Below are 21790 nucleotides of genomic sequence, written 5' to 3'. Positions count from 1 at the left end.
CGTGCGCGACCTGCTGCTCATCGCCCTGTACGCCGCGGCCGGCGCCGCCGCGGCCGGAGTGGCGGGCGCGCTGGCGCTGCGCGCGCTGCGCCGCCGCTCGGTGGCCGCCTCCCTCGCCGTCCTGGCCGCCGTCGCGATCGGCGCGATGCTGGCGGGGACGCTCTCGGTGGCCTGGGCGATGTTCCTCAACCGGCACGACCTGACCGTGGTGACGACCGTGTGCGCGATGGCCGCCGCCGCGTCCGCCCTCACCGCGCTGCTGCTGGGCCGCCGGCTGATCGCCGGGCACCGCGCGCTGGAGCGGGCCGCCCGTGCCCTGGGGGAGGACGGCGGCTTCACTCCGCCCCCTTCCCCCATGCCCGCCGAACTCGCCTCCCTGGCACGCCGGCTGGCCGAGGCCGGCGCCTCCCTGACCGCCGCCCGCGAGCGGGAGCGCGCCCTGGAGGCCTCCCGGCGCGAACTGGTCGCCTGGATCAGCCACGACCTGCGCTCCCCGCTGGCCGGGCTGCGCGCCATGGCCGAGGCGCTGGAGGACGGCATCGCCGAGGACCCCGGCCGCTACCACCGGCGGATCCGCGACGAGGTCGAGCGGATGGGCGCGATGGTCGGCGACCTGTTCGAACTCTCCCGCATCCAGGCCGGGTCGCTCGCCCTCGCCCCCACCCGGATGTCGGTCTACGACCTGGTGAGCGACGCCATCGCGGGCGCCGACCCGCTGGCCGCCGAGCGCGGCGTGCGGCTGGCCGACGACGGCGTGGAGGCCGTCCCCGTGGAGGTGGACGGCGGGGAGATGACCCGCGTGCTGGCCAACCTCCTGGTCAACGCCATCCACCGCACGCCCGCCGACGGCACCGTGGCCGTCGCCGCCCGCCGCGAGGGGGACGCGGTGGTGCTGTCGGTGACCGACGGCTGCGGCGGCATCCCGCCCGAGGACCTGCCGCGCGTCTTCGACACCGGCTGGCGCGGCAACGGCGCCCGTACTCCCCCGGCCGGGGCGGGGCTCGGGCTGGCCATCGTGCGCGGCATCGTCGAGGCGCACTCCGGGCGCGCCTCGGTGCGCAACGTCCCCGGCGGCTGCCGCTTCGAGGTCACCCTGCTGGCTGCGGCTCCCTCGGCGCCCGCCTCAGCGGCTCCCTCGCGAAGCGCGCCATCCCCTCGCTGAAACCGACCTCCGGCCTCCAGCCCAGCTCCCGGCGCAGCCGCTCGGAGGAGGCGGTGATGTGCCGTACGTCCCCCAGCCGGTACTCCCCCGTCACCACCGGCTCGGGCCCGCCGTACGCCGCGGCCAGCGCGCGGGCCATCTCGCCGACGGTGTGCGGCTCGCCGCTGCCGGCGTTGTACGCGCGCAGCGTCCCCTCCGGCCGCTCGCCGAGCGCCTCCAGGGCCGCCACGTTGGCCGCGGCGACATCGCGGACGTGGACGAAGTCCCGGCGCTGCGCGCCGTCCTCGTACACCCGCGGCGGCTCGCCGCGCTCGAGCGCGGAGCGGAAGAAGGAGGCCACGCCCGCGTAGGGGGTGTCGCGGGGCATCCCGTCGCCGTAGACGTTGTGGTAGCGCAGGCTGACGGCCCGGCCGCCGGTGGCGCGGGCCCAGGACGCCGCCAGGTGCTCCTGCGCCAGCTTGGTGGCGGCGTAGACGTTGCGCGGGTCGGCGGGCGCGTCCTCGTCCACCAGGCCGGGCTCCAGGGCGGCGCCGCAGACGGGGCAGGGCGGCTCGAAGCGGCCCGCGTCCAGGTCGCGCGGCGAGCGGGGCCCGGGCCGCACCACGCCGTGGCGGGGGCAGACGTACCGCCCCTCGCCGTACACGACCATCGACCCGGCCAGCACCAGGCGCCGCACCCCCGCCCGGGCCGCCTCGGCCAGCAGCACGGCGGTGCCCAGGTCGTTGGCGCCCACGTACGCGGGGGCGTCCGCGAAGTCCCTGCCCAGACCGACCATCGCGGCCTGGTGGCAGACGGCGTCCACCCCGCGCAGGGCCCGCGCCACCGCCGCCGCGTCGCGGACGTCGGCCCTCGTCCCGCCTCCGCCGGCCTCGGTGTCGAGGACGGCGGGCTCGTGGCCCGCCGCTCGCAGGGCGTCGACGACGTGCGAGCCGATGAAGCCCGCTCCTCCGGTGACCAGTACGCGCATACGGTCACGCTAGGACCGGACCGGGGGCCGCGCCCGTCACCGGCCGGGCGCGTCAGCGATCCGTGAGGATCCGGTGCCCGTGCCCACCCGTCCGGAGCAGCGGATGTGGGATCGGCCATGTGTGCCGGCCGCGTCTGGTCATCGGGCGGCCGCCCTGCCAGGATCGCTGCCATGGCCAACGATCTCCTCCGTGATGTGTATGTGGTCGATGCGGTACGGACCCCGGTGGGCCGGTACGGCGGTGCGCTGGCCGGGACCCGCCCCGACGACCTGGCCGCCCACGTCCTCGGGGCCCTGCTCGGGCGCACCCCCGACCTGGACCCCGCCCGCATCGGCGACGTGGTCTTCGGCAACGCCAACGGCGCCGGCGAGGAGAACCGCAACGTCGCCCGGATGGCCGTGCTGCTGGCCGGCCTGCCCGTCACCGTCCCCGGCACCACCGTCAACCGGCTGTGCGCCTCCGGCCTGGAGGCCGTCGTCCACGCCGCCCGCGCCATCGCCGTCGGCGACGCCTCCCTCGTCGTCGCCGGAGGCGTGGAGTCCATGACCCGCGCCCCCTGGGTGCTGCCCAAACCCGACCGCGCCCACCCCGCCGGCCACCAGCAGATGTACTCCACCACCCTGGGCTGGCGGATGACCAACCCCGCCATGGACCCCGAGTGGACCGTCTCCCTGGGCGAGGGCGCCGAACAGATCGCCGACCGGCACGCCATCACCCGCGAGGCCCAGGACGCCTACGCCCTGGCCAGCCACCGCAAGGCCGCCGCCGCCTGGCGCACCGGCCACTACGACCGCCAGGTCGTCCCGCTGGACGGCGTCGACCTGGACCGCGACGAGACCATCCGCGACACCACCTCCATGGAGGCCCTGGCCCGCCTCAAGCCCGCCTTCCGCGCCGACGGCACCGTCACCGCCGGCAACTCCTCCCCCCTCAACGACGGCGCCGCCGCCCTGCTGCTGGCCGACGAGGCGGGCCTGCGGGCCACCGGCCGCGAGCCGCTGGCCCGCATCCGCGCCTCCGCGGTCACCGGCATCGAGCCCCACCTCTTCGGCCTCGGCCCCGTCGAAGCCGTCCACCGCGCCCTGGACAGGGCCGGGCGGACCTTCGCCGACCTGGACGTCGTCGAGCTCAACGAGGCCTTCGCCGCCCAGGTGCTGGGCTGCCTGGCCCACTGGCCCGACCTCGACCCGGAGCGGGTCAACCCCCACGGCGGCGCCATCGCCATCGGCCACCCCCTGGGCGCCTCCGGCGCCCGCCTGGCCGGCGCCGTCGCCCACCACCTCGCCGAGGCGGGGAGCGGCACCGGCCTGGCCACCCTCTGCATCGGCGTCGGACAGGGCCAGGCCCTCGTCCTGGAGCGCTGAGCGGACCGTACGGCCGCCCGGGGCCGCCGCATGACGGCGGCCCCGGGTGGTACCCATGTCCGCCATGGAGTGGGAGTGGTTCGCGGCACCCGAGTACTGGCTGAGCCGTCTGGTCCTCCAACGGGCCCTGGCCGCCGTCTACCTCGTCGCGTTCGTCTCGGCGGCGCTGCAGTTCCGGGCGCTGATCGGCGAGCGCGGCCTGACCCCGGTCCCGGCCTTCCTGCGCAGGACGGCCTTCCGCGCCTCGCCCAGCCTGTTCCAGCTGCGCTACTCCGACCGCCTCTTCGCGTCCGTGGCCTGGCTGGGCGCGGCACTGTCGGCGGCGGTGCTGCTGGGCGCGGCCGACCGGGTGCCGCTGGCGGTGGCCATGGCGATGTGGGCGCTGCTGTGGGCGCTGTACCTGTCGATCGTCAACGTCGGCCAGACGTGGTACGCGTTCGGCTGGGAGTCGCTGCTGCTGGAGGCGGGCTTCCTGGCCGTCTTCCTCGGCAACGCCGACGTCGCGCCGCCGCTGCTCACCCTGTTCCTGCTGCGCTGGCTGCTGTTCCGGGTGGAGTTCGGCGCGGGCCTGATCAAGTGGCGCGGGGACCCGTGCTGGCGCAGGCTGACCTGTCTGGACTACCACCACGAGACCCAGCCGATGCCCGGTCCGCTGAGCTGGTTCTTCCACCGTCTGCCGCGTCCGCTGCACCGGGTGGAGGCGGCGGCCAACCACGTCACCCAGCTCGTCGTCCCCTTCCTGCTGTTCTTCCCCCAGCCGGTGGCGAGCGCCGCGGGGCTGGCCGTGGTCGCCACCCAGCTGTGGCTGGTGGCGTCCGGGAACTTCGCCTGGCTCAACTGGCTGACGATCGTGCTGGCCTTCTCCGCGATCGACGGCTCCTCCGTCGCCGGCGCCCCGGCCCACGGCCCGACGCCCCTGTGGTTCGGGATCGCCGTCATCGCCGTGACCGTGCTGGTGGCGGTGCTCAGCTACTGGCCCGTGCGCAACCTGCTCTCGCGCCGCCAGCGGATGAACGCCTCCTTCAACCGGCTCCACCTGGTCAACGCCTACGGCGCCTTCGGCAGCGTGACGCGCGTGCGCCACGAGGTGGTGATCGAGGGCACCGACGAGGAGCGGATCACCGGTGCCACGCGCTGGCGGGAGTACGGCTTCAAGGGCAAGCCGGGGGACGTGCGCCGGCTGCCGCGCCCGTACGCGCCGTACCACCTGCGGCTGGACTGGCTGATGTGGTTCGCCGCGCTCTCGCCCTCCTACGCGGCCCCCTGGTTCACCCGCCTGCTGCGGAAGCTGCTGGAGAACGACCGGGACACCCTGCGCCTGCTGCGCGCCAACCCCTTCCCCGACGCTCCTCCCGTCCACGTGCGCGCCCTGCTGTACCGCTATCGCTTCACCACCTGGCGGGAGCTGCGCTCCACGGGCGCCTGGTGGGACCGCGAGCTGATCGGCCCGTACGGGCCGCCGGTCTCCCGGCGGCCCGCCGGCACCGACGTGCCGTGACGTGCTGCGACGGGCTGTGCCATGCCGTGACGTGCCGTGACGTGCCGTGAGGGGGGTCGTCAGCCGCGCAGGCGGGCCGTCTCGGGCGAGGCGGTGTCCAGCGGCACCGACCAGGCGTCCAGCACGCCGAGCTGGACGGCCTGGCGCCGCAGCACCGCGTCCAGCGCCCAGTCGGCGGCCACCCGGATCCGGTTCCCCGGCATCGCGGCGAGGTGGTAGCCGCGGGTGACGAGGTTGGCGACCGGGCCGGACAGCGGGATGCCGAAGGGGTTGGCGGCGGCCTGGAGCCCGCCGAGGTCGACGACGAAGCCCAGGTCGCTGTGCTTGTACGGGCGGCGGTCGCCGACGCCGTAGGAGGCCATGATGTTGTGGGCGGCCGTCTTGCCCTGCCGGTGGGCGTGCTGGGCGGTCATCGCCGTGTACTGCCCCGGGTTGGTCAGGTCCGGCACCGCGGCGGCGTCCCCGCAGGCGAACACGTCCGGGTGGCCGGGGACGTTCAGGTACTCGTCGACGATCAGCCGGCCCCGTTCGGTCGGCAGGCCGAGCTGCTCCACCAGCGGGTCGGGCCGCACCCCGACGCACCAGATGAGCGAGCGGGTGGGGACGAACTCGCCGGTGTTCAGCAGCACCCCGTCCTTGGTGGCCTCCTTCACCGAGGTTCCGGTCCGCACCTCGACCCCGCGCTTGCGCAGCACCCGGTCGGCGGTCTGCGCCAGCTTCTCGTCCAGCCCCGGCAGCACCCGGTCCGCGATGTCGAGCAGCATCCAGCGCGGCCGGGCGTCGGCCCGCATCCCGCCGGGGCTGCGGGCGTGCTGGCGGGCGAGGGAGTCGGTGAACATCTTGCCGTGGGCGGCCACCTCGGTGCCGGTGTAGCCCGCGCCGACGACCACGAAGGTGGTGCGCGCCCGGCACTCCTCCGGGTCCTCGGCGTTGGCGGCCAGCGCGATCTGCCGGCTGATGTGGTCGCGCAGGTACAGCGCCTCCGGCATGCCCCGGAACCCGACCGCGTGCTCGGCCACGCCGGGGATGGGCAGCAGCTTGTTGACGCTTCCGACGGTGAGGACGAGGCGGTCGTACCCCATCCGCTTCTCGTGCCCCTCGGGGTCGGTGTAGGTGATCGAGCGCCCGTCGAGGTCCACGCCGTGGACCTCGCCCAGCACCAGCCGCACCTTCGGCAGCGTCCCGGCGAGCGAGACCGAGACCCGGCGGGCCTCGAGGAGCCCGGCCGAGACCTCGGGCAGCAGTGGCAGGTACAGGAAGTAGTCGTTCGGGTTCACCAGCACGATCTCGGCCGCCCCGCGAAGCTTCCGCGACAGCGTCCTGGCGGTCTGGTAACCGGCGAACCCGGCTCCGACGATCACAATCCGGGAACGGCTCACGTGCGACTCCAGTCCTCGGGTCCAACGGCCAGGGCCATCGCGTTTCCCGCCAGAAGCCCGGCAAACCCGGCACCGGCCCCGCCGTCCGCCCCGGACGGGGGTTCGGGCCGCGCCCCGGACCCCCGTCGTCCGGCGGGGCGCCCCGCGCCCGCCACGGGCGTGGGGCTTCCTCCTGGCGCACGGCGAGTGACAAGGCCGTCACGGAACGGTCCGACCGGACCGTTGTAGAGCGCATCCGTCCCGGACCGCCGCGTGCGCGACCACTCGCGGAAATGCGGTATGGTTTCTGTGCGCGAACGGCGAGGGACAAGATCCCGAACCGGGAGAGCATCGGGACGTGGCGCAGCTTGGTAGCGCACTTGACTGGGGGTCAAGGGGTCGCAGGTTCAAATCCTGTCGTCCCGACACTGGTCAGAGGCCCCCTGGGATCATCCCAGGGGGCCTCTGACATCAGCGGCTGACATCAACCGAGCCTCGGCACTGCGAAGCTTCCTTCCTCGCAGTGCAACCCTTCCGCCTTCCCATACCGTACTGACGTTCGGCGTCAGGCTCCTCACACTCCGTGCCTGCACTCTCATGGGGCCTGCTTGCGCTGATCGGGCGCATGACATCAGGGGAGGCTCAGTGGAGAACCCGGTCCGGGTCGGCGAGGTACTGCGGTACACACGGGAGAAAGACCCCTCGGTTCCGGTCATCGATGGCTACCGAAATTTCCACCACGTCACCGCCGCACCGGACCGCCCTCGGGTCCTCCTGGAGGCAGGTATCAACGTCATCGCCAGCGTGCAAAGCCCTGATCGGGCTCGCCGCCCGGCGCTCCTGATCCGTTCCAGCCCGTGGAAGGCAGGCACTCGGGAGACTCCCTGGCACGATGTGTTCGATCTGGAGCACGGGCGCGTGCGTTACTTCGGGGATCACAAAGCCGGCCTCACTGTGCCGACAGGAAGCACCCGCGGGAACAAAGCTCTGCTGGAAGCCTCCGAAGAGCACCGCGCAGCCACCGCGGAAGACCGTGTCCGCGCCGCGCCTCTGCTCCTGTTCAGGGCCGTATCACGCAACAAGCGCCCGAAGGGATACGTGGAGTTCTGCGGAGTAGCTGTCATCGAACATGTCGAACAGGTGCTGCAGGAGGCCGAGACTGGCCACGGTTCCTTCATCAACTACGTCTACGAACTGGCCGTTCTCGACCTGACTGCGGATGGCGACCAATTCGACTGGGCTTGGATTCACGCTCGGGGAAACCCGTCGGTGTCGGCCGCCGAGGCTCTTGATTACGCTCCTCGTTCCTGGCGCCGGTGGGTCGAACACGGGCACGCATTTTTGCCGAAAGTCAGGCAGCAGACCGGCCGAAGGGAGAAAACCTCTCCTCCAGATCAACTCCCGTTCCTGAATAATGAAGGCACCCTCCTTCCTCTGCCGCAGCAGCATGACGACGCAGGCTCGTCTCAGCCTCAGCCGACCGGCACTCTGGAGGAAATGACCGCGAGCCTGCTCATGGACAGGCTCAGGGGACTGAAAGTTCACGGAGGGCGGAAGCAGCCCAGCAGGCACAAACCACTGACCCTGTTGTGGGCGATCTCCGGAGTCGAGACACATCGGCCCCGCAGTGTGCCATGGCGGCAATTCCGCAATGAAGTGGGTGGCCTACTGGCCGAGTTCGGTCGCCCCGACTCCTCCGTCACCCCCGAGTACCCGTTCTGGCACCTGCAGACGAGCGGTCTGTGGGAGGTGTGCGGCATACCGTCCGCCAGCTCGTTCAAACCCCACTCCTCAGTGCTGGACAAACTTAACCCTGCTGGCGGACTGACCGAGCAGGCAGCAAATCTGCTGGACGATCCATTCGTCCGATCCCAAGCGATCGCCGTGCTACGGGAGACCTACCTCACGGGCGTCGACCAACATGCATTGTTGGAACGTCTGGGGCTACAGGGCTACGAGAGTGCAAGCGGTGTATTGGCTGGTGATGCGGAGCAGGGGACGGAAACCGGTCCCGTGGACCGTCGTGCCACGACCGTCTCCCGGGTCGTCCGCGATACCGCCCTGAGCAAGAGAGTGAAGGAGTTGCACGGCGACTGTTGTCAGGTCTGTGGCCTCCGGCTGCAGACCCGGTTCGGCACCTACAGCGAGGCCGCCCACATACGGGGCTTGGGCCACCCGCACAACGGCCCGGATGAGCTACCGAACCTGCTTGTTCTCTGCCCGAACCATCACGTCCAGTTCGACACACTCACGGTCTACGTCGATACGGGGGGCACGGTCCGCATGACCTCCGACGGCAGTCCGGTAGGCCGACTCCGACGACACCCTTCTCATCAGATCAGCGAATCGCACCTTCGATATCACCGCGGACTGTGCGGCCGAGACAGCGGCTGACGTATCGATTCCTGCCCTGCCGACCGGAGGCTTCAGGACTTCCGATCGGCAGGGCGTTCAAGGGCTTTCGCGGCCCTCGCGATTACTCGTCTTCCGAGCCCAATGCCTCCTCCATGCGCTCGGCCGCGGCCTTGAGGGTCGTGTCCATCACGTGCGCGTAGGTGTCCAGCGTCATGGTGATCGTGCTGTGCCCCAGCGTCTCCATGATGGTCCGGGCATCTACCCCCTGAGCCAGCAGGAGTGAGGCGCAGGTGTGCCGGAGGTCGTGCACCCGTACTCTGCGCACATTCGCATTACGGCAGAGAACGGTGAGCATCCGGTTCAGGCTCCGCGGATCGGTCGGCCGGCCGGTGGGCGTCGTGAAGACCAGCCCGCTCGGCTGGTGCGGCAGCGGGTCCCACTTCAACCCAGCGGCGGCCCTCTCGGTGCGCTGGGCCGCCTGGTGCTCCCTGAGGGCGTCCACGCACCGCCGGGGCAGCGAGATGGTGCGTTGGGAGCGAGCGGTTTTCGGAGTGTCGAAGACCAGCTCTTTCTTGATGCGCTGGAGGTTGCGGCGCACTCGGAGCTGTCGCCTGTCGAGGTCGACATCGTCCCAGGTGAGAGCGAGCACTTCCCCACGACGCAGGCCGGTGGAGACGAGCAACAGCCACAGGGCGTACAGCCGATGGAGCCGGGCCGCCTTCAGCAGCATCCGCACCTTGGTCCGGTCCAGCGGCCGCACTTCCTGCCGAGCGACCGGAGGTGTCTCCACGATGCGCGCCACGTTGCGGCCGACGAGTTCTTCCCGCACCGCCTGTTGCAGAGCCGACCGCAGCACGGCGTGGACGTACTGCACTGTGCGCGCGGACGGCCGGCGGCGGCAGCACTGCCCCTTGGCGCAGCATCTCCGCTCGTCCTCGGCGCGGTTCGCGTCCAGCCCTCGCAGGCAGCACAGACAGCCGTCGCGGAACTCCGCGAGGAAGCGCCGTACGTCGGCGGGGCTGAGCCGGTTGAGTTTCTTCCTGCCGAGTGAGGGAGCGATGTACAGGCGGGCCATCACCTCGTAGCTCATGAAGGTGGAGGGCTTGAGTCGCTCGGCAGCCACGGCTGCAAGCCAGTAGACGAGGTAGTCCCCGAACGGCATCGCGGAGGTGGCGGCGGGAATTCCCTGCCGGGTCTTCTCCTGGATCTCGGTGCGCTTCTCGGCTACCTCGGCGCGGGTCTTGCCGTAGACGAATTTGCGAACGCGGGTGCCGTCTGGGCGATAGACGTACGCGGCTGCCTGGTAGCGGCCGTCCTTGCGTTTGGTGATGGTGCCCTCGCCGTTGGCGCGGCGCTTGGCCATCAGGCAGCCTCCTGAAGCTTGGAGCGGATGTATGTACGGAACGAGTCGGCGGGGACCCGCCGGGAGCGGCCTTCGGTGTAGCTGGGCAGGGTGCCGGAGCGGATCAGGTCGTAGACCTTGCTCCGGCTCATCCGCAGCGCGGCCATGACCTCGGGGACGGTGAGGACTTCGTAGGTGTCGGGCAGAGCTGAGCTCATGCGGGCGTTTCTCCTCAGCAGCGAGTGACGGGGTAGGGCGTTGCCCTCTCCTCTGAGGTCCGCTACATCCGCCACGCCGCTACATCGCAGGTCAGCGGCGGGTTCGGTGTAGCGGGAAGGGTGCGTGTAGCGGCTACGTCCCCTCTCGGGAGCGGTCCGGCCGCCCCGGGCGGTGGGCTCGGGGCGGCCGGATGTAGCCGCTACACCGGGCGGGGTGCGCTACACGGACACGGGCTGTGAGCTGGGGTGTAGCGGCTGGAGCGGATGTAGCGCACTTTCCGGAGGGGGCGGGCAGTAACGGGTCCAGGCGTCGTGCAGGTCCTCGGCGTGGTAGCCCTTGAGGACTCCCCCGGCGGTACGGATGTTGCGGGAGGCGATCGGGTCACCGTCGGCGGTGACGTACTGGCTGAGCATCCGCGACAGTCGCCGGGAGTCCAGCGGGCGGCCGTCCAGGTCGGCCCAGGGCGCGTCGTCCAGCGCGTTGAGCCGATCCAGGATGGCAACGGTGGGCAGCTTGTCCACCCCGATCAGCACGTGGTCGCGCAGATCGGTGAGCAGACGAATGCCGAGGCTGGCCTTGTCGTTGACCTGGGATGCCCTGACCAGGGTCAGGCACGCCTTCCGGGCCCGGCGCGGCCAGTCGCCCCCGGCCGCGTCCGCCACCGCGATCAGCGGCTCCCACACGTCGGCGGGCCGGTCGGCCACCCCCTCGGGCAGCTCGGGGTAGGCGCCGACCACCTCCTCCTGCACAGTTTCGGCCCAGGCGGCGAGCCGGTCGCGTAGCGCGTTGCCCTCGGCGACGTGGATGCGGGTGCGGAAGGGCTCCACCTTCTCGTTGCGGGCCCGGCGGCGCATGCGGATGATGACCGAGCGGGTCAGGATCGTGTCCGGCAGCGAGCCGAGTCCGGCCACCGCCACCGCGCAGAACGACGGGAAGCCCTGCACCTGCTGGTTGGCGCCGTCTCCGACGCACCGGTACATCACCCGGCCCCGGGTGTGCCCCGCGTTGAGGAAGCCGCGGAGCTGTTCGTTGTCTCCGGCCTTGGGGCCGAAGACGGTGTCGATCTCATCGAAGAGGATGGTGGGCCGACCACCGTCGAGTCCGGCCACCGAGCGGAACAGCGCGGCGGCGGAGGCATCCACGGCGGCCATGGAGCGCGGCACCAGGGTCTCCACCACCTCCAGCGCCCGGGACTTCCCCGACCCTGGCTCCGGGGAGAGGAAGGCCAGGCGCGGGGTGGAGTCGAAGCAGTCCAGCAAATGCGCGTGCGCGTCCCACAGCGCCACGGCCACGTAGGCGGCCTCGGTGGGGAAGACGTTGAAGCGCCGGTGGAAGTGCTCGACGGCGTCCAGCAGCTCGGCGCCGTCGAGGGCGGTGGGCTGGAGGTTGGTCATGCGGCGGGCCTGCTTTCGGTGCGGTGGCGCAGGGGGCAGTTCTCGCGGTGGGCGGTGTGGGCGTCGATCAGGGCGAGGACCTGGCGGTGGCCGACGGCGCTGCGGTCGTGGCCGCACGCGCACCACGAGTGGGCGGTGGGCACCGCGCCGCGGCCGGGTGCGGTGAGGTGTAGCCACGCGATCGGGTACCGGCCGTCCCCGCGGCGCGGGCCAGGACCAGAGCGGACGCCCTGACGGGCGACGTCCTTTCGGTCGCCTCCGGCCGCCGGGGGCGCGGCCGAGTCGGCGGCGGGCGGGTCCGCTGTGGCGGGGCGGCCTTCCAAGGAGGGAGCGGGGCAGGGGGTCATGCTGCCTCCCTGGGGCGGGCGGTGCGCATGGAGCCGTTTAGGGCAGAGCGGATGGTGGCGCGGCACTCGGCCGGTGTGAGGCCGGCCGCCTCCCCGGCCGCTTGGAAGGCCTCCTCCACCGTGTGCCGGGGGAGGTCGCCCCAGGCGACGAACCGTCCCACCTTGAAGGCGCACCGGTTGAGGGTGATGTTGCGCTGCTGCTCCGGTGCCGCTGCCACCGTGGCGCACTCGGCCTCCAGCGCGGCCCGGGCCGCGCGGCTGCTGCTGACCGCGGGCAGCCGCAGCGGGCCGATAGGGCGGGCGGGAGCCGGTTGCAGCAGCCGCAGCAGCCAGGTAGGCAGCGGCGCCACCGGACGGTCGTCCACCACCGCGTAGGGGCCCGCGGCGGTGGTGCTGCCGGAGGCGACCACGTAGCCGCCCCAGGCGCGGGTGTCGACGAGGGGTGCGAGGGTGCCGGCGGTGTTGCCCAGCCGGACGCCGGGCGGGGCGGTGAAGTACAGGTGCTCACCTCCGCTGGCGGTCCGGGTGCGGTAGGTGGCGGGGACGGGCTGTCCGGTGCGCTCGCAGAGCGCCGCAAAGGTCGCCGCGCCGCCAGGCGCGTCCGCACTGTCCTTGGGGGCGTCGAGGTCGATGACGACCAGGGCGGAGGGGCCGGTGGCGATGCCGATGTTGTACGGAGCCCGGGCCCAGGCGGCGCGGATGCGGTCGGGGTCGATGGTGGCGCGCTGCTCCCACTTGCGGTGCCCACCGGTGCAGGGGCCGGTGCGCGGGCAGGTGTTCTAACCGTGCAGGGCGGGCCGCTTGATGCCGGGGCGCAGCGGGAAGACGTGCCAGCCGCGCTCGGCGGCGGCCAGGGCGGCGGTGAGCAGGGTGTCGTTCATGCGGTCACCGCCCCGGCGTCCGTGGTGGTGAGGAAGGTGGAGCCGATCCATGCCGTGTAGGCGGGTGGGATGGCCTCGGTCAGCTCCTCGCGCACGTCGGTCCAGTCGATGCCCATGGCGTGCTGCATCTCGGGGACGGTGGCCTTGCCGCCGCCGGAGCCGTAGGCGGCCACGTAGGGGCCGTCGAACCACTGGCCGTGTCGACAGCCGCGCACCCGGCCGCGGTGCTTGGGGTGCGCGGGCTGGGCGGTGCTCCAGCGGCCCAGTTCGAACCAGCGGTGGCGCAGCACGCCGAGGCCGAACATCTCCCCGCACAGCCGCAGGTCCTTGCGGACCGGGGCGCGGCCGTTGGGCTGCTCGATGACGTAGGGCAGGCCGGTGGCGTCCAGCAGCTCTCGCGTGGGGGCCACGAGGTCGACGTGCGCACGGCCCCAGCCCTGCGAGCGGTTGGTGCCCACCGTCAGCGCGCAACCGTGCTGGCAGGGCGGGGAGGCGTGCACGAGCGCGTATTGCTCGATCTCGCCGGTGGTGATGAGCCGTGTCAGGTACTCCAGCGCGTCACTGTGGTGGAAGGCGAAGGGATAGTTCGGGCGAAGGGCGATGTCGATGCCGGTGATGTCGAATCCGGCGCGGTGGTAACCCATGGCGGCGCCGCCGGCGCAGCAGAACAGATCCAGCAGCCGCGGCTGGTGGCCGGTCGCTCGCCGGATGCGGACAGGGTGGGTCATGCTGGAGACCTCCTGAGTCTCTGCGGGGAGTTGGGAGTGCCGGAGCGGGCCGCGGTTTCCTTGGCCGGGAGTGCGGCCCGCTCCGGGCGTCACTTGCTCTTGGGGCGGGCGAGCTGGAGGAAGGTGCCGATGCCGATCGGGCCCGCCAGGGTGCCCAGCAGGGCGGCGGTGCGGACGGCGAACTCGAACAGCGCCAGGGCGGCGGCGGCCAGGCCGATGAACCCGAACGCGACGGCCAACCCGACGGCGAGCGGCACCGCGTAGGCGGTGGCCCGGCGCCGCGGGGGCGGGGTGTGGACGATGACGATCGTGCGGTCGTCCAATCGGTGGTAGAGGTCGGCGGGCAGGTGCGGGGCGAGGTGCCCCGGCGGTTCGCAGCGGTTCATGACGGCCTCCTTGAGTGGTGGGTGTGCGGAAACGCAGAGCCCCGCCCGACGGGTGGCGGGGCGGGGCTCTGCTTGTCGTGTGTCTTGTCATCCGGCTTGTCGTGCGGGGTGTCGCTTGTCTTGTCTTGTCACTTGTCGCGCCGCAGGTCACAAACGGTTTTCGGCCCTCACCGAGTCGTCTGGGAGGCTGTGTGCGGGTGGGGCGACAGGCGACAGGCGGTCACTGCTCGGTGGGGTTGTCGGGTGCGTGGCGGTGGTGGACGTAGCGGGCCTTGGTGCCGGTGCCGACGCGTACGGCGGTGCCGTCCTCGGTCCAGCTCTTGAGCCAGCCGACGACGGTTTGCCGGGTGGTGCCGTGCTCGTCGGCCAGTGCGCGGGCGATGGCGGAAGCTCCGGTGCCCTCGAGGCCGGCGGCGAGCAGCAGCGCCAGTGCCGCATCGCGAGCCGGGTTGTCCCCGGCCTTGAGGGCGGACAGGTTCAGCCCGCCCGGAGCGGGCGGCTGCGGCTCGTCCGACTCGGTCGCGCCTGCTTCGGGGGCGGTGGCGAACTGGGCGTCGATCTGCTCACGGAAGCGCCGGGCGAGTTCCTCCTCGTCCGGTTCCGCGGTGGGCAGCTGCTCGCCGCGGAGGGCGGAGAGGTTCAGCCCTCCCCGCTCCGCCAGATTGCTGCCGGGGTTCGGCTCTCGCTCGCTGGTGGTGTCGCGCATCCAGGCAGTGCGGCCGGGATCCCAGCGCCGGGCGTAGGCGTCTCCGGCCGCGGTGGCGGACGGTCCGTCGAGGGTGGGGTGGCGGTCGGCGGTGGCGGCGGTGATGTCGCGGATCTGGTTGGGCAGGATCCGCCAGGACTTGAACAGCGCGGCCGGGGACTCGGGGGTGCCCAGGAATCCGGCGCCCTTGTAGGGGGCCTGGTCCACCCGCAGGCCGCGGGTACCGGGGAACTGCTTGGCCAGGTCCATGCCCTCGGTCTCTCCGCCGGTGAGCGCGACGCGGACCTTGGCTTCCCGGCGGATCATCAGGTTGCCCAGCACCGCGCCGGTGGCCCCGAGCGCGGTCAGCACGGTGCGGATGCCCATGGCGCGGGCGATACGGATCACTTCCAGGATCTTGGCCGCGAGCATGCGGGAGGGTTTGTCGCTACTGGCTAGGATCTCCGCGCCCTCATCGATGACCAGCATGATCTGCGGGATCTGTGGGCTGATGGGCAGCAGGTCGGTGTTCGCGCGGGCCATCAGGTCCTGGTAGACGGTCTTGCGGTGCTTGGCGACCCGCACCGCCGTGTCCAGCATCAGGGCCGCCTCCTCGGGGGAGGCGGCCAGCCAGTCCACCCCGGGCCGCATTCCGTCGACCGGTCGCCCGTCGCGGTCGAGGGCGGGGCGCACCCAGGGCAGGCCGGCCGATCCGGCGTTGAGGTCGATGACCCAGGTGAGTACGTCTTCGGCGCGGGCGAACCCGGCCAGGATCGTGTGGACCATGTTGGTCTTGCCCGAGCCGGTGGGGCCGACGACCAGCGCGCACTGCTCGCGCAGGTAGGCGCGGATCTCCTCGGCGTTGGTCCGCAGTCCCCACGGGATGCCGGTCAGGACCGACAGGGGCCCGTAGTCGGTGGGGTAGGTCACCTCCTGGGCGAGCACGTTGACGGTGGTGACGTCCACCAGGACGCGGCCCTGGTCGATGCCCGGGGAGGCGGTGGCGGTGCAGCCGTGCGGCAGCCGTGCGTCCGCCGACAGCTTGGGGGCCTCCCGCGCGATGCGGTCGTAGGTGGCCCCGCCGGGCGGCAGGTCGGCGTCCAGGGTGAAGCCGGTGCCGGTGGGCCACATCTCCACCGCCCGCACCCGCACGGTGATCCCGCACACCCGCTGGATCCGGTCGACCCATTCGGCGGCGATGGCCCGTCGTTCGGCGGAGAGCTCGGCGGCGACCTGGCGTTCGGCGGCGGCGATGGCCTCCAACTCCCGGGCCTCCTCGTGCAGCAGGGTGGCGCGGGCGGCGGCGCCGATGCCGACTCCGAGGGTGGCCAGCGAGCCGAGCGCGGTCCAGGACAGCGGGCCGGAGGCCATGGCCCAGGTGGTCCATCCGGCGCCGATGAGCCAGGAGGCGGCCCGCATGCCGATGGTGCGGGCCGACAGGCGGTCGCGGAGGCTGGTGACGGTGTGGCCGATCGCTCCGGCCGCACCGATGGCGAGCGCCCAGCCGGGCGGCATGCCGGCGGCTGTACCGGTGGTGGCGACGGCGAGGCATCCGGTGGTGGCGGACAGGGCGCCGGTCACGGGTCCGTGACCGGCCGCCCAGTCCCACACCGGCCCCGTTGAGGCGGTGTTGGCGGTCATGGTCAGACGTTCCATCCCTTCTCGGCCTGGGGCCCGTTGCGCGGGTCCTCGTGGCGGGCGATGTCCTGTTCGTGGACCTGGCGGAACAGCGGTCCCATGTCCTCGGCCACCGCGACGGCCGACATCAGCGCGCCGAACATGTCGTTGAAGCCGTCCGCCACCTCCTTCTCCAGCGGGAACTCGCCATCGGCGCGCTCGGCCAGGATCCGCATCACGTTCGCCACGCTGGTCAGCGCGGCGGGAAGCCCTTCGACCATGGCGAGGATCTCCATGGCGTTCTCGGGCTCGTAGCTCTGCGCCGCGGCCTCCATCTCGGCCGCGGCCTCCTCGAACCGGAAACCGGACATGCTCTCTCCCTCACTGGTGGTCGTGCCGGGTGCGGCAGGGACGGCGCCAGCCGGACGCTCGGCGGTGTCCCCGATCTGCTCGCCGTCGTCCGCCTCCGCTGCGGTCTCCTCCGCCTGCTGCTCGCGGATCGCCGCATCGCGGGCGGCGCGCTGCTCGGCGGCGGTGCGGGTCATCGCCCGATACAGGCGGCGGCCCGGGTACATCAGCCACGCCCAGCCCAGGCGGCGCCCCAGCGGGGTGGTGACCAGCCCGATCAGCCCGAGCGTTCCCGCCAGGAGCACCGCCAGCAGCCGACGGCCCTGGAACCGGGCTGCGGACCGCCACAGCGCCTTCCGGGCCCGCTTGCGGGCCGGTGCCGTGCGCACCGCCTCCCGCTGCCCGTCCAGGTGCCGGGCCGACGCGCGGTCCCGCGCCGCACGGGCCCGGTCCACCGCCTTCCGGCGGGCCGCGCTCGTTGCGCCTAGCGCCTTGGCCGCGGTCCGTCCGACCGGTCCTTTACCGGCCAGGGAGGCGGTGCGGGCCTGGTGCTTCGCAGCGCGGCGGGCATCGGCCACCGCGCGGCGCGCTCCGGTCGTCTCCGCCCGCCGCGCGGTCCGCGTTGGGGCCGCCGCACGGGCCGCCTCCCGCGCTGCCCGCGCCTGGGTCATCCGCCCACCGGCCCGGCCCGGCCGGGTGCCAGCACTGATGGATGCCGTGCGGGCCCTGGGCAGCGCCCCGGCCCGGCCCGCACCGGCAGCCCGGTGGGCGGCCTTGCCGCGGGCACCGGCCGTGCCTGCCGTACCGGCCCCGCGTCCCGCGCCGTTCTTCTTGCTCAGGCTGGTCGGCCGCTTCTGCAGCGGCACCCGGCCGGTCCCGGCGCTGCGGGTACCGCGCGCCCCTGGTGCCGCTCCGTTCCCAGTACGGGCGGTGCCGGTGCGGGCGGCCCGCGCCGTACCGCGCCAGCCGCGCCGGGTACGCGCGGCGGCGGCCGTGCCGACGACGACCGCGCCCGTGGCGGCAACGGCCAGCGCCGCCGGTCCGCCGACCAGCGCGGCGGCCCCGAGCAGGGTGGCGGTGGTGTTCGTGCCGGTCACCGCGAGCGGAACAACCGGCCAGCCGCCGGGCGTGTGGTCCACCTCGGCGGCCAGCGCGGGCGCCGGTTGCTCGGGCACCTGCTGCTGCGGCGGCGGTGCGTCCGGCAGGGCCTCAGGGCCCGCTACCGGTGTGAGAGTGGTGTCGGTCATGCTGAGTGCACTCCTTGTTCTGGGAGGGTGGGCCCGGCCAAAGCTGTGGAAGGTGGACGGCCGGGCCCGGCACGAGGGGCCGCTACGGTGGGCGGCATGGGCGGGGGATTGACGGTGCGGACGCGGCCGTGTGGACTGTGCGGCAGGCCGGTGCCGCAGCCACGGAGTTGGTGGCGTAGACGGCGCTACTGCAGCAGGGCACACCGCCGCTGGAAGCGCGTGCTGGATGCCGTCACTAACTTCCTGGACAGCCTCGGCCCTTAGCTGGGGCATGACTCGTTGAGGGAAGGCGCCGGGCAGGCACATACCGAGCAAGGTGGGCGGCAGGCCGTGGAGCCGTATCAGGGCCTACTGGCCAGCGCGGTGCCGTTGACCGGCCGCCCGGCGCTGCTGGCCGGGGTGGGCTGGTCGCGCAGCTCCTGGTAGCGGGCGGAGACCCAGCCGATCGACCAGCCGCACAGCTCGACCGCGGCCCGCACCGGCAGTCCCTCGACGAACGCAGCGTGCACGATCCGGCGGGCCTTCTCCTCGGACAGCTTCTCGTCCACGGGCCCACCGGCCAGCAGCGCGGCGCGTTCACGGCGCTCCCGCTCGGCCGCCTCCCGCTCCCGGCGTTCACGCTCCCGCTGAGTCTGTTCACGCTCGCGCTGCGCGCGTTCACGAGCCTCCCGCTCGGCGCGCTCGCGGGCCTCGGCCCGCTTCCGCTCCTCCCGCCGGGCCCGCTCCTCGCGCTCGGCCTGCTCGCGGGCGAGACGAGCCTCGTGTTCACGCTGTTCACGGGCGAGCAGGGCGGCGTGCTCGCGCTCGGCCCGGGCCCACCGCTCGGCCGCCTCCTCGCGCTCACGGGCCGCCTGCTCGGCCCGTTCCCGTTCGGCGCGCTGCCGGGCCTCCTGCGCTTCCTGGGCGGCGGCGATGGCGCGGCGGTAGGCCAGCCCGGTCTCGGCGGTGACGATCAGCAGCAGCGGTGCTACCGCGTGCACCGCCACGCCCACCAGGTCCTTCTTCAGCGCGGAGTCGGCCACGTTCAACGCCAGGGTCATGGCGCCGGTCATCCACCGCAGCACCACCGGCCACCGCCCGCCGCGCCCGCCCAGGCGGGCCAGCACGGCGTCCAGACGAACCACGATGACGACCGCGGCGTCCACCACCAGCGGCAGGATCGGCGCGGTCCAGCCCCACCCGGGCGGGGTGTGCCGGGCCATCAGCGGGGTGACGGTGAGGATGGAGTAGAGCATCGCCCCGGCCACGATCAGCCACGTCCCCACCGACAGGGCGCGCTCGGCTGAACGGATCTGAACGCTGTTCATCCGGCCGCCTCCCACACCCTGGTCGCAGCGATCAGCAGCACCGGCGAGGCGGGGTCATCGTGGACTTCGCTGTCCTCCACCCACACCCATTCGGCGTCGTCGGTGAGCGTGTAGCCCAGCGCGTTCAAGGCGCGTGAACGCTCCGCCCGCGTGGGGACCGTGGTCCGGGTGCCGAAGTCGTGGCCGGGCCAGGGCTCCCCGGTGTTCGGCAGGGCGACGTACAGGTGCCACCGGCCGCCGCGGGTGGCCAACTGCGCGGTGAACGTGCCGGCCATCAGGCCACCTCCGGCGAACCGGCGATGCCCTGGTTGGTCAGCGTCCGGCGGGCGGCCAGCACCCGGCGGCGGGCCCGGCGCAGACGGCGGGCGTCCAGCTCGGACGGCACCCGGTCCAGCACCGTGATCTGCGCGTCCAGCAGCTCGACCTCGGCCGCGATGAGCGGCATCTCGGCGTCGATCGCGTCCAGCTCGGCGGCCGACGGCTCCCCACCGGCCAGGCCAGCGGCGGCAACCGTTCGGAGTGTCATGCTGTGCTTCATGGGTCGTGGATCCCTTCCACAGTGGAACGGCCCAGCAGAGCGGCCCCGGTGTTGCACCACCGGGGCCGCGGCCGTAGAGCAGGAACATCCGGCTCCCCACGCCCCGCCCGTACAGCGCCGCGCAGTGCGCGGGACCGGACGGGCGGAGGAGGCAACCGGCCGCAGCGTCAGCCGCTGCGGTGCCAGGCAGAGGGCGGACCGGGCTACCGCACAGACACCGCCGGCCGGTCCGTCACGGCGGTGCCCATCGTTTTCGTCGGAACATCAGAGCTCCTGTCGATCGAAGAGAAAGGGACGTGCTGCAAGGGGGACCGTGTCCCCACCCTCCGGCCGTTGCTCGCGGTCACCGGGCCACCTCGCCAGTCGGGCCGAAGCCCTGTCCTCTGGCCTTACCGGGCGGTCCTGCAGCGTGTCCGCCCTGCGTTTCGGAGCAGCACAAAGAAGGCCCTCCGAAGCTCACTGTCCTAGGACTGCGAGCCACTGAGCAAGACGATGACGCACAGTCCCAGGACTGTCAACAGTCCTGGGACTGTGCTTCACTGGCGGTGTTGAGAGGAGTGCTACATGGCGCCCAAGTGGCGAGAACTCGCTGACCGACTGGCCGAAAAGATCAGGACCGGTGAGTACGCCCCGGGAGATCAGCTACCGCAGATCAGGGAGCTGGTCGAAGCGGGTGAAGGCTCGAAGTCCACGGTCCACGCGGCCTACAAGGCCCTGGAAGCCGAGGGACTGGTCACCTCGTCGCGCGGTCACGGCACCGTTGTGCGCCAGCGGGCGCCGCTCAAGCGGCTCGGTATCGCGCGGTACGACAAGGCCAAGTGGCGCGACGGCGACGAGGTGGCGTTCATCGCGGACCGAGTGGCGTCCGGGCGCGCCTACCGCCGGAACGAGCAGACGCAGACCGTCAGCCGGGTGAAAGCGTCGGCGATTGTCGCTGAGGCGCACGGTCTGCCGGAGGGTGCGGAGGTGTACGCCCGTGCACGTGTGGTTAAGGAGGGCTCCCAGCCCACGCACACACTGACCAGCTACTACCGCCCCGAGCACGTCGAGGGAACACGCATCGTCGATCCGACGCCGGGGCCCGCCGGCCGCGGCGGTGGCTTCCGCGTCCTGTACGACGCCGGATACGAGATCGACCACATGCAGGAAACGCTGTTCGCACGTGTCCCCACGGCGGAGGAGGCGCAGCTCCTCCAGCTCTCACCGGGCGAGTGGGTGGTGGAGCTTCACCGCACCACCTTCACCGCAGACGGGACCGTGGTGGAGTTCGCGATCGGTGTCCACGCAGCAACGCGCTTCTCGTGGACATACGACTTCAAGGTGCCCGACTCGGCAAACGACGGAGGAAAGGCCAAGTGATCTCGGCTCAGGCATGGGTGGACGCTCAACAACTCTGGGACTTCCAGCAGATGGGACACGAGGTGCGCCCCTGCTCGGTCGCCATTGGCCTCGGCAGCCACGATCTCGGCGTGGCGGACACCACCGCAGAGCTCTACCACCGCGGCATGGCGCCGCTCATCGTCTTCACCGGCGCGACCAGTCCCACAACGCGCGACCGCATGCCGCGAGGCGAAGCCGAGCACTACCGCGAGCGAGCGGTAGAGCTGGGCGTGCCGGCGGAAGCGATCCTCGTTGAGCCGCACGCCCGGAACACGGGGGAGAACATCCGCTTCTCACGCGCGCTACTCGAAGAGCAACGCGTCCCCGTCTCATCCGTCCTGCTGGTCAGCAAGCCGTACGAGGAGCGGCGAGCCTACGCGACGGCCTGCAAGCTGTGGCCCAAAGTCGAGTGGGTGAGCGCGTCTGCCCGCATGTCCCTGACCGAATACGTCGACTCCATCCAGGACGCTCACCTAGTGATCGACATGCTGGTCGGTGCTCAGCAACGGCTCATGATCTACCCCCGGCAGGGGTTCATGGTCGAGCAGCACGTACCTGACGACGTGGCCGCGGCATACCAGCGGTTGCGGAACGCGGGCTTCACGAGCCGGATCGTGCCGGACACCGTTTCCCAGGGTTGACCAAAGTGCCGATCGAATGCGCGTA

Annotated in this window: 19 protein-coding genes, 1 tRNA gene and 1 pseudogene; 7 read left to right on the top strand and 14 right to left on the bottom strand. The window is 72.3% G+C overall.

Going from position 1 to position 21790, the window contains the following annotated elements:
• Position 1 precedes the first annotated feature (1 nt).
• The gene (locus QC029_RS01455) at positions 2 to 1162 is read left to right on the top strand and encodes a sensor histidine kinase KdpD (protein WP_279553430.1); all 1161 of its coding nucleotides are present in this window, start codon (positions 2 to 4) and stop codon (positions 1160 to 1162) included.
• Here the strand turns inward: QC029_RS01455 and QC029_RS01450 are convergent.
• Complete coding sequence (locus tag QC029_RS01450) at positions 1089 to 2129, bottom strand: NAD(P)-dependent oxidoreductase (RefSeq protein ID WP_279553429.1); 1041 nt, start codon at positions 2127 to 2129, stop codon at positions 1089 to 1091. The genes QC029_RS01455 and QC029_RS01450 overlap by 74 nt on opposite strands.
• Before the next feature lie 171 nt (positions 2130 to 2300).
• Between QC029_RS01450 and QC029_RS01445 the strand changes: the two genes are divergently transcribed.
• The gene (locus QC029_RS01445) at positions 2301 to 3494 is read left to right on the top strand and encodes a thiolase family protein (protein WP_279553428.1); all 1194 of its coding nucleotides are present in this window, start codon (positions 2301 to 2303) and stop codon (positions 3492 to 3494) included.
• Positions 3495 to 3549: 55 nt separating this feature from the next.
• Positions 3550 to 4992: a lipase maturation factor family protein gene (locus tag QC029_RS01440; protein WP_279553427.1), complete on the top strand. Its 1443-nt coding sequence runs from the start codon at positions 3550 to 3552 to the stop codon at positions 4990 to 4992.
• Positions 4993 to 5051: 59 nt separating this feature from the next.
• On the opposite strand, the gene QC029_RS01435 is transcribed toward QC029_RS01440, so the two are convergent.
• Positions 5052 to 6371: an NAD(P)/FAD-dependent oxidoreductase gene (locus QC029_RS01435; RefSeq protein WP_279553426.1), complete on the bottom strand. Its 1320-nt coding sequence runs from the start codon at positions 6369 to 6371 to the stop codon at positions 5052 to 5054.
• Between the two features lie 331 nt (positions 6372 to 6702).
• Here QC029_RS01435 and QC029_RS01430 point away from each other — a divergent pair.
• Together QC029_RS01430 and QC029_RS01425 are read left to right on the top strand one after the other, a co-directional pair.
• Positions 6703 to 6776 (top strand) — tRNA-Pro (locus QC029_RS01430).
• Positions 6777 to 6995: 219 nt separating this feature from the next.
• Positions 6996 to 8744: an HNH endonuclease gene (locus tag QC029_RS01425; RefSeq protein ID WP_279553425.1), complete on the top strand. Its 1749-nt coding sequence runs from the start codon at positions 6996 to 6998 to the stop codon at positions 8742 to 8744.
• An 82-nt stretch (positions 8745 to 8826) separates the two neighbouring features.
• Here QC029_RS01425 and QC029_RS01420 read toward each other — a convergent pair whose 3' ends face one another.
• The 12 genes and pseudogenes from QC029_RS01420 to QC029_RS01365 all read right to left on the bottom strand — a co-directional run bounded on the left by QC029_RS01420 (position 8827) and on the right by QC029_RS01365 (position 19744).
• The gene (locus tag QC029_RS01420) at positions 8827 to 10068 is read right to left on the bottom strand and encodes a tyrosine-type recombinase/integrase (RefSeq protein ID WP_279553423.1); all 1242 of its coding nucleotides are present in this window, start codon (positions 10066 to 10068) and stop codon (positions 8827 to 8829) included.
• Positions 10068 to 10265, bottom strand: coding sequence for a helix-turn-helix domain-containing protein (locus tag QC029_RS01415; protein WP_279553421.1), 198 nt, complete (start codon positions 10263 to 10265; stop codon positions 10068 to 10070). Before QC029_RS01415 ends, QC029_RS01420 begins: the two co-directional genes overlap by 1 nt.
• Positions 10266 to 10484: 219 nt before the next feature.
• Positions 10485 to 11660: a DUF3631 domain-containing protein gene (locus QC029_RS01410; protein ID WP_279553419.1), complete on the bottom strand. Its 1176-nt coding sequence runs from the start codon at positions 11658 to 11660 to the stop codon at positions 10485 to 10487.
• Complete coding sequence (locus QC029_RS01405; RefSeq protein ID WP_279553417.1) at positions 11657 to 11803, bottom strand: hypothetical protein; 147 nt, start codon at positions 11801 to 11803, stop codon at positions 11657 to 11659. Before QC029_RS01405 ends, QC029_RS01410 begins: the two co-directional genes overlap by 4 nt.
• Positions 11804 to 12003: 200 nt before the next feature.
• Positions 12004 to 12888: pseudogene (locus tag QC029_RS01400) on the bottom strand (bifunctional DNA primase/polymerase).
• On the bottom strand, positions 12885 to 13616 hold the full coding sequence (locus QC029_RS01395; RefSeq protein ID WP_279553416.1) for a DNA methylase: 732 nt from the start codon (positions 13614 to 13616) through the stop codon (positions 12885 to 12887). The pseudogene QC029_RS01400 and the gene QC029_RS01395 overlap by 4 nt, the downstream one beginning before the upstream one ends.
• Before the next feature lie 89 nt (positions 13617 to 13705).
• Entirely contained in the window at positions 13706 to 14002 is a 297-nt protein-coding gene (locus QC029_RS01390; protein ID WP_279553415.1) for a hypothetical protein, read from the bottom strand.
• A 220-nt stretch (positions 14003 to 14222) separates the two neighbouring features.
• A complete protein-coding gene (locus tag QC029_RS01385; RefSeq protein WP_279553414.1) occupies positions 14223 to 16328 on the bottom strand; it encodes a hypothetical protein in 2106 nt (701 codons plus the stop codon).
• 2 nt (positions 16329 to 16330) lie between these two features.
• Positions 16331 to 17899, bottom strand: coding sequence for a hypothetical protein (locus QC029_RS01380; RefSeq protein WP_279553413.1), 1569 nt, complete (start codon positions 17897 to 17899; stop codon positions 16331 to 16333).
• Positions 17900 to 18240: 341 nt separating this feature from the next.
• On the bottom strand, positions 18241 to 19206 hold the full coding sequence (locus QC029_RS01375) for a DUF2637 domain-containing protein (protein WP_279553411.1): 966 nt from the start codon (positions 19204 to 19206) through the stop codon (positions 18241 to 18243).
• Positions 19203 to 19481: a DUF6303 family protein gene (locus QC029_RS01370; protein WP_279553410.1), complete on the bottom strand. Its 279-nt coding sequence runs from the start codon at positions 19479 to 19481 to the stop codon at positions 19203 to 19205. Before QC029_RS01370 ends, QC029_RS01375 begins: the two co-directional genes overlap by 4 nt.
• Entirely contained in the window at positions 19481 to 19744 is a 264-nt protein-coding gene (locus tag QC029_RS01365; RefSeq protein WP_279553408.1) for a DUF6284 family protein, read from the bottom strand. The genes QC029_RS01370 and QC029_RS01365 overlap by 1 nt, the downstream gene beginning before the upstream one ends.
• Before the next feature lie 564 nt (positions 19745 to 20308).
• Here QC029_RS01365 and QC029_RS01360 point away from each other — a divergent pair.
• Together QC029_RS01360 and QC029_RS01355 are read left to right on the top strand one after the other, a co-directional pair.
• On the top strand, positions 20309 to 21103 hold the full coding sequence (locus tag QC029_RS01360; protein WP_279553406.1) for a GntR family transcriptional regulator: 795 nt from the start codon (positions 20309 to 20311) through the stop codon (positions 21101 to 21103).
• A complete protein-coding gene (locus QC029_RS01355) occupies positions 21100 to 21765 on the top strand; it encodes a YdcF family protein (protein WP_279553405.1) in 666 nt (221 codons plus the stop codon). Before QC029_RS01360 ends, QC029_RS01355 begins: the two co-directional genes overlap by 4 nt.
• The last annotated feature ends 25 nt before the right edge of the window (positions 21766 to 21790 follow it).

The organism is Streptomyces sp. DH37, from assembly GCF_029813835.1.
Taxonomy (GTDB): Bacteria; Actinomycetota; Actinomycetes; order Streptomycetales; family Streptomycetaceae; genus Streptomyces.
This window is presented reverse-complemented; position numbering and strand designations above follow the sequence as displayed.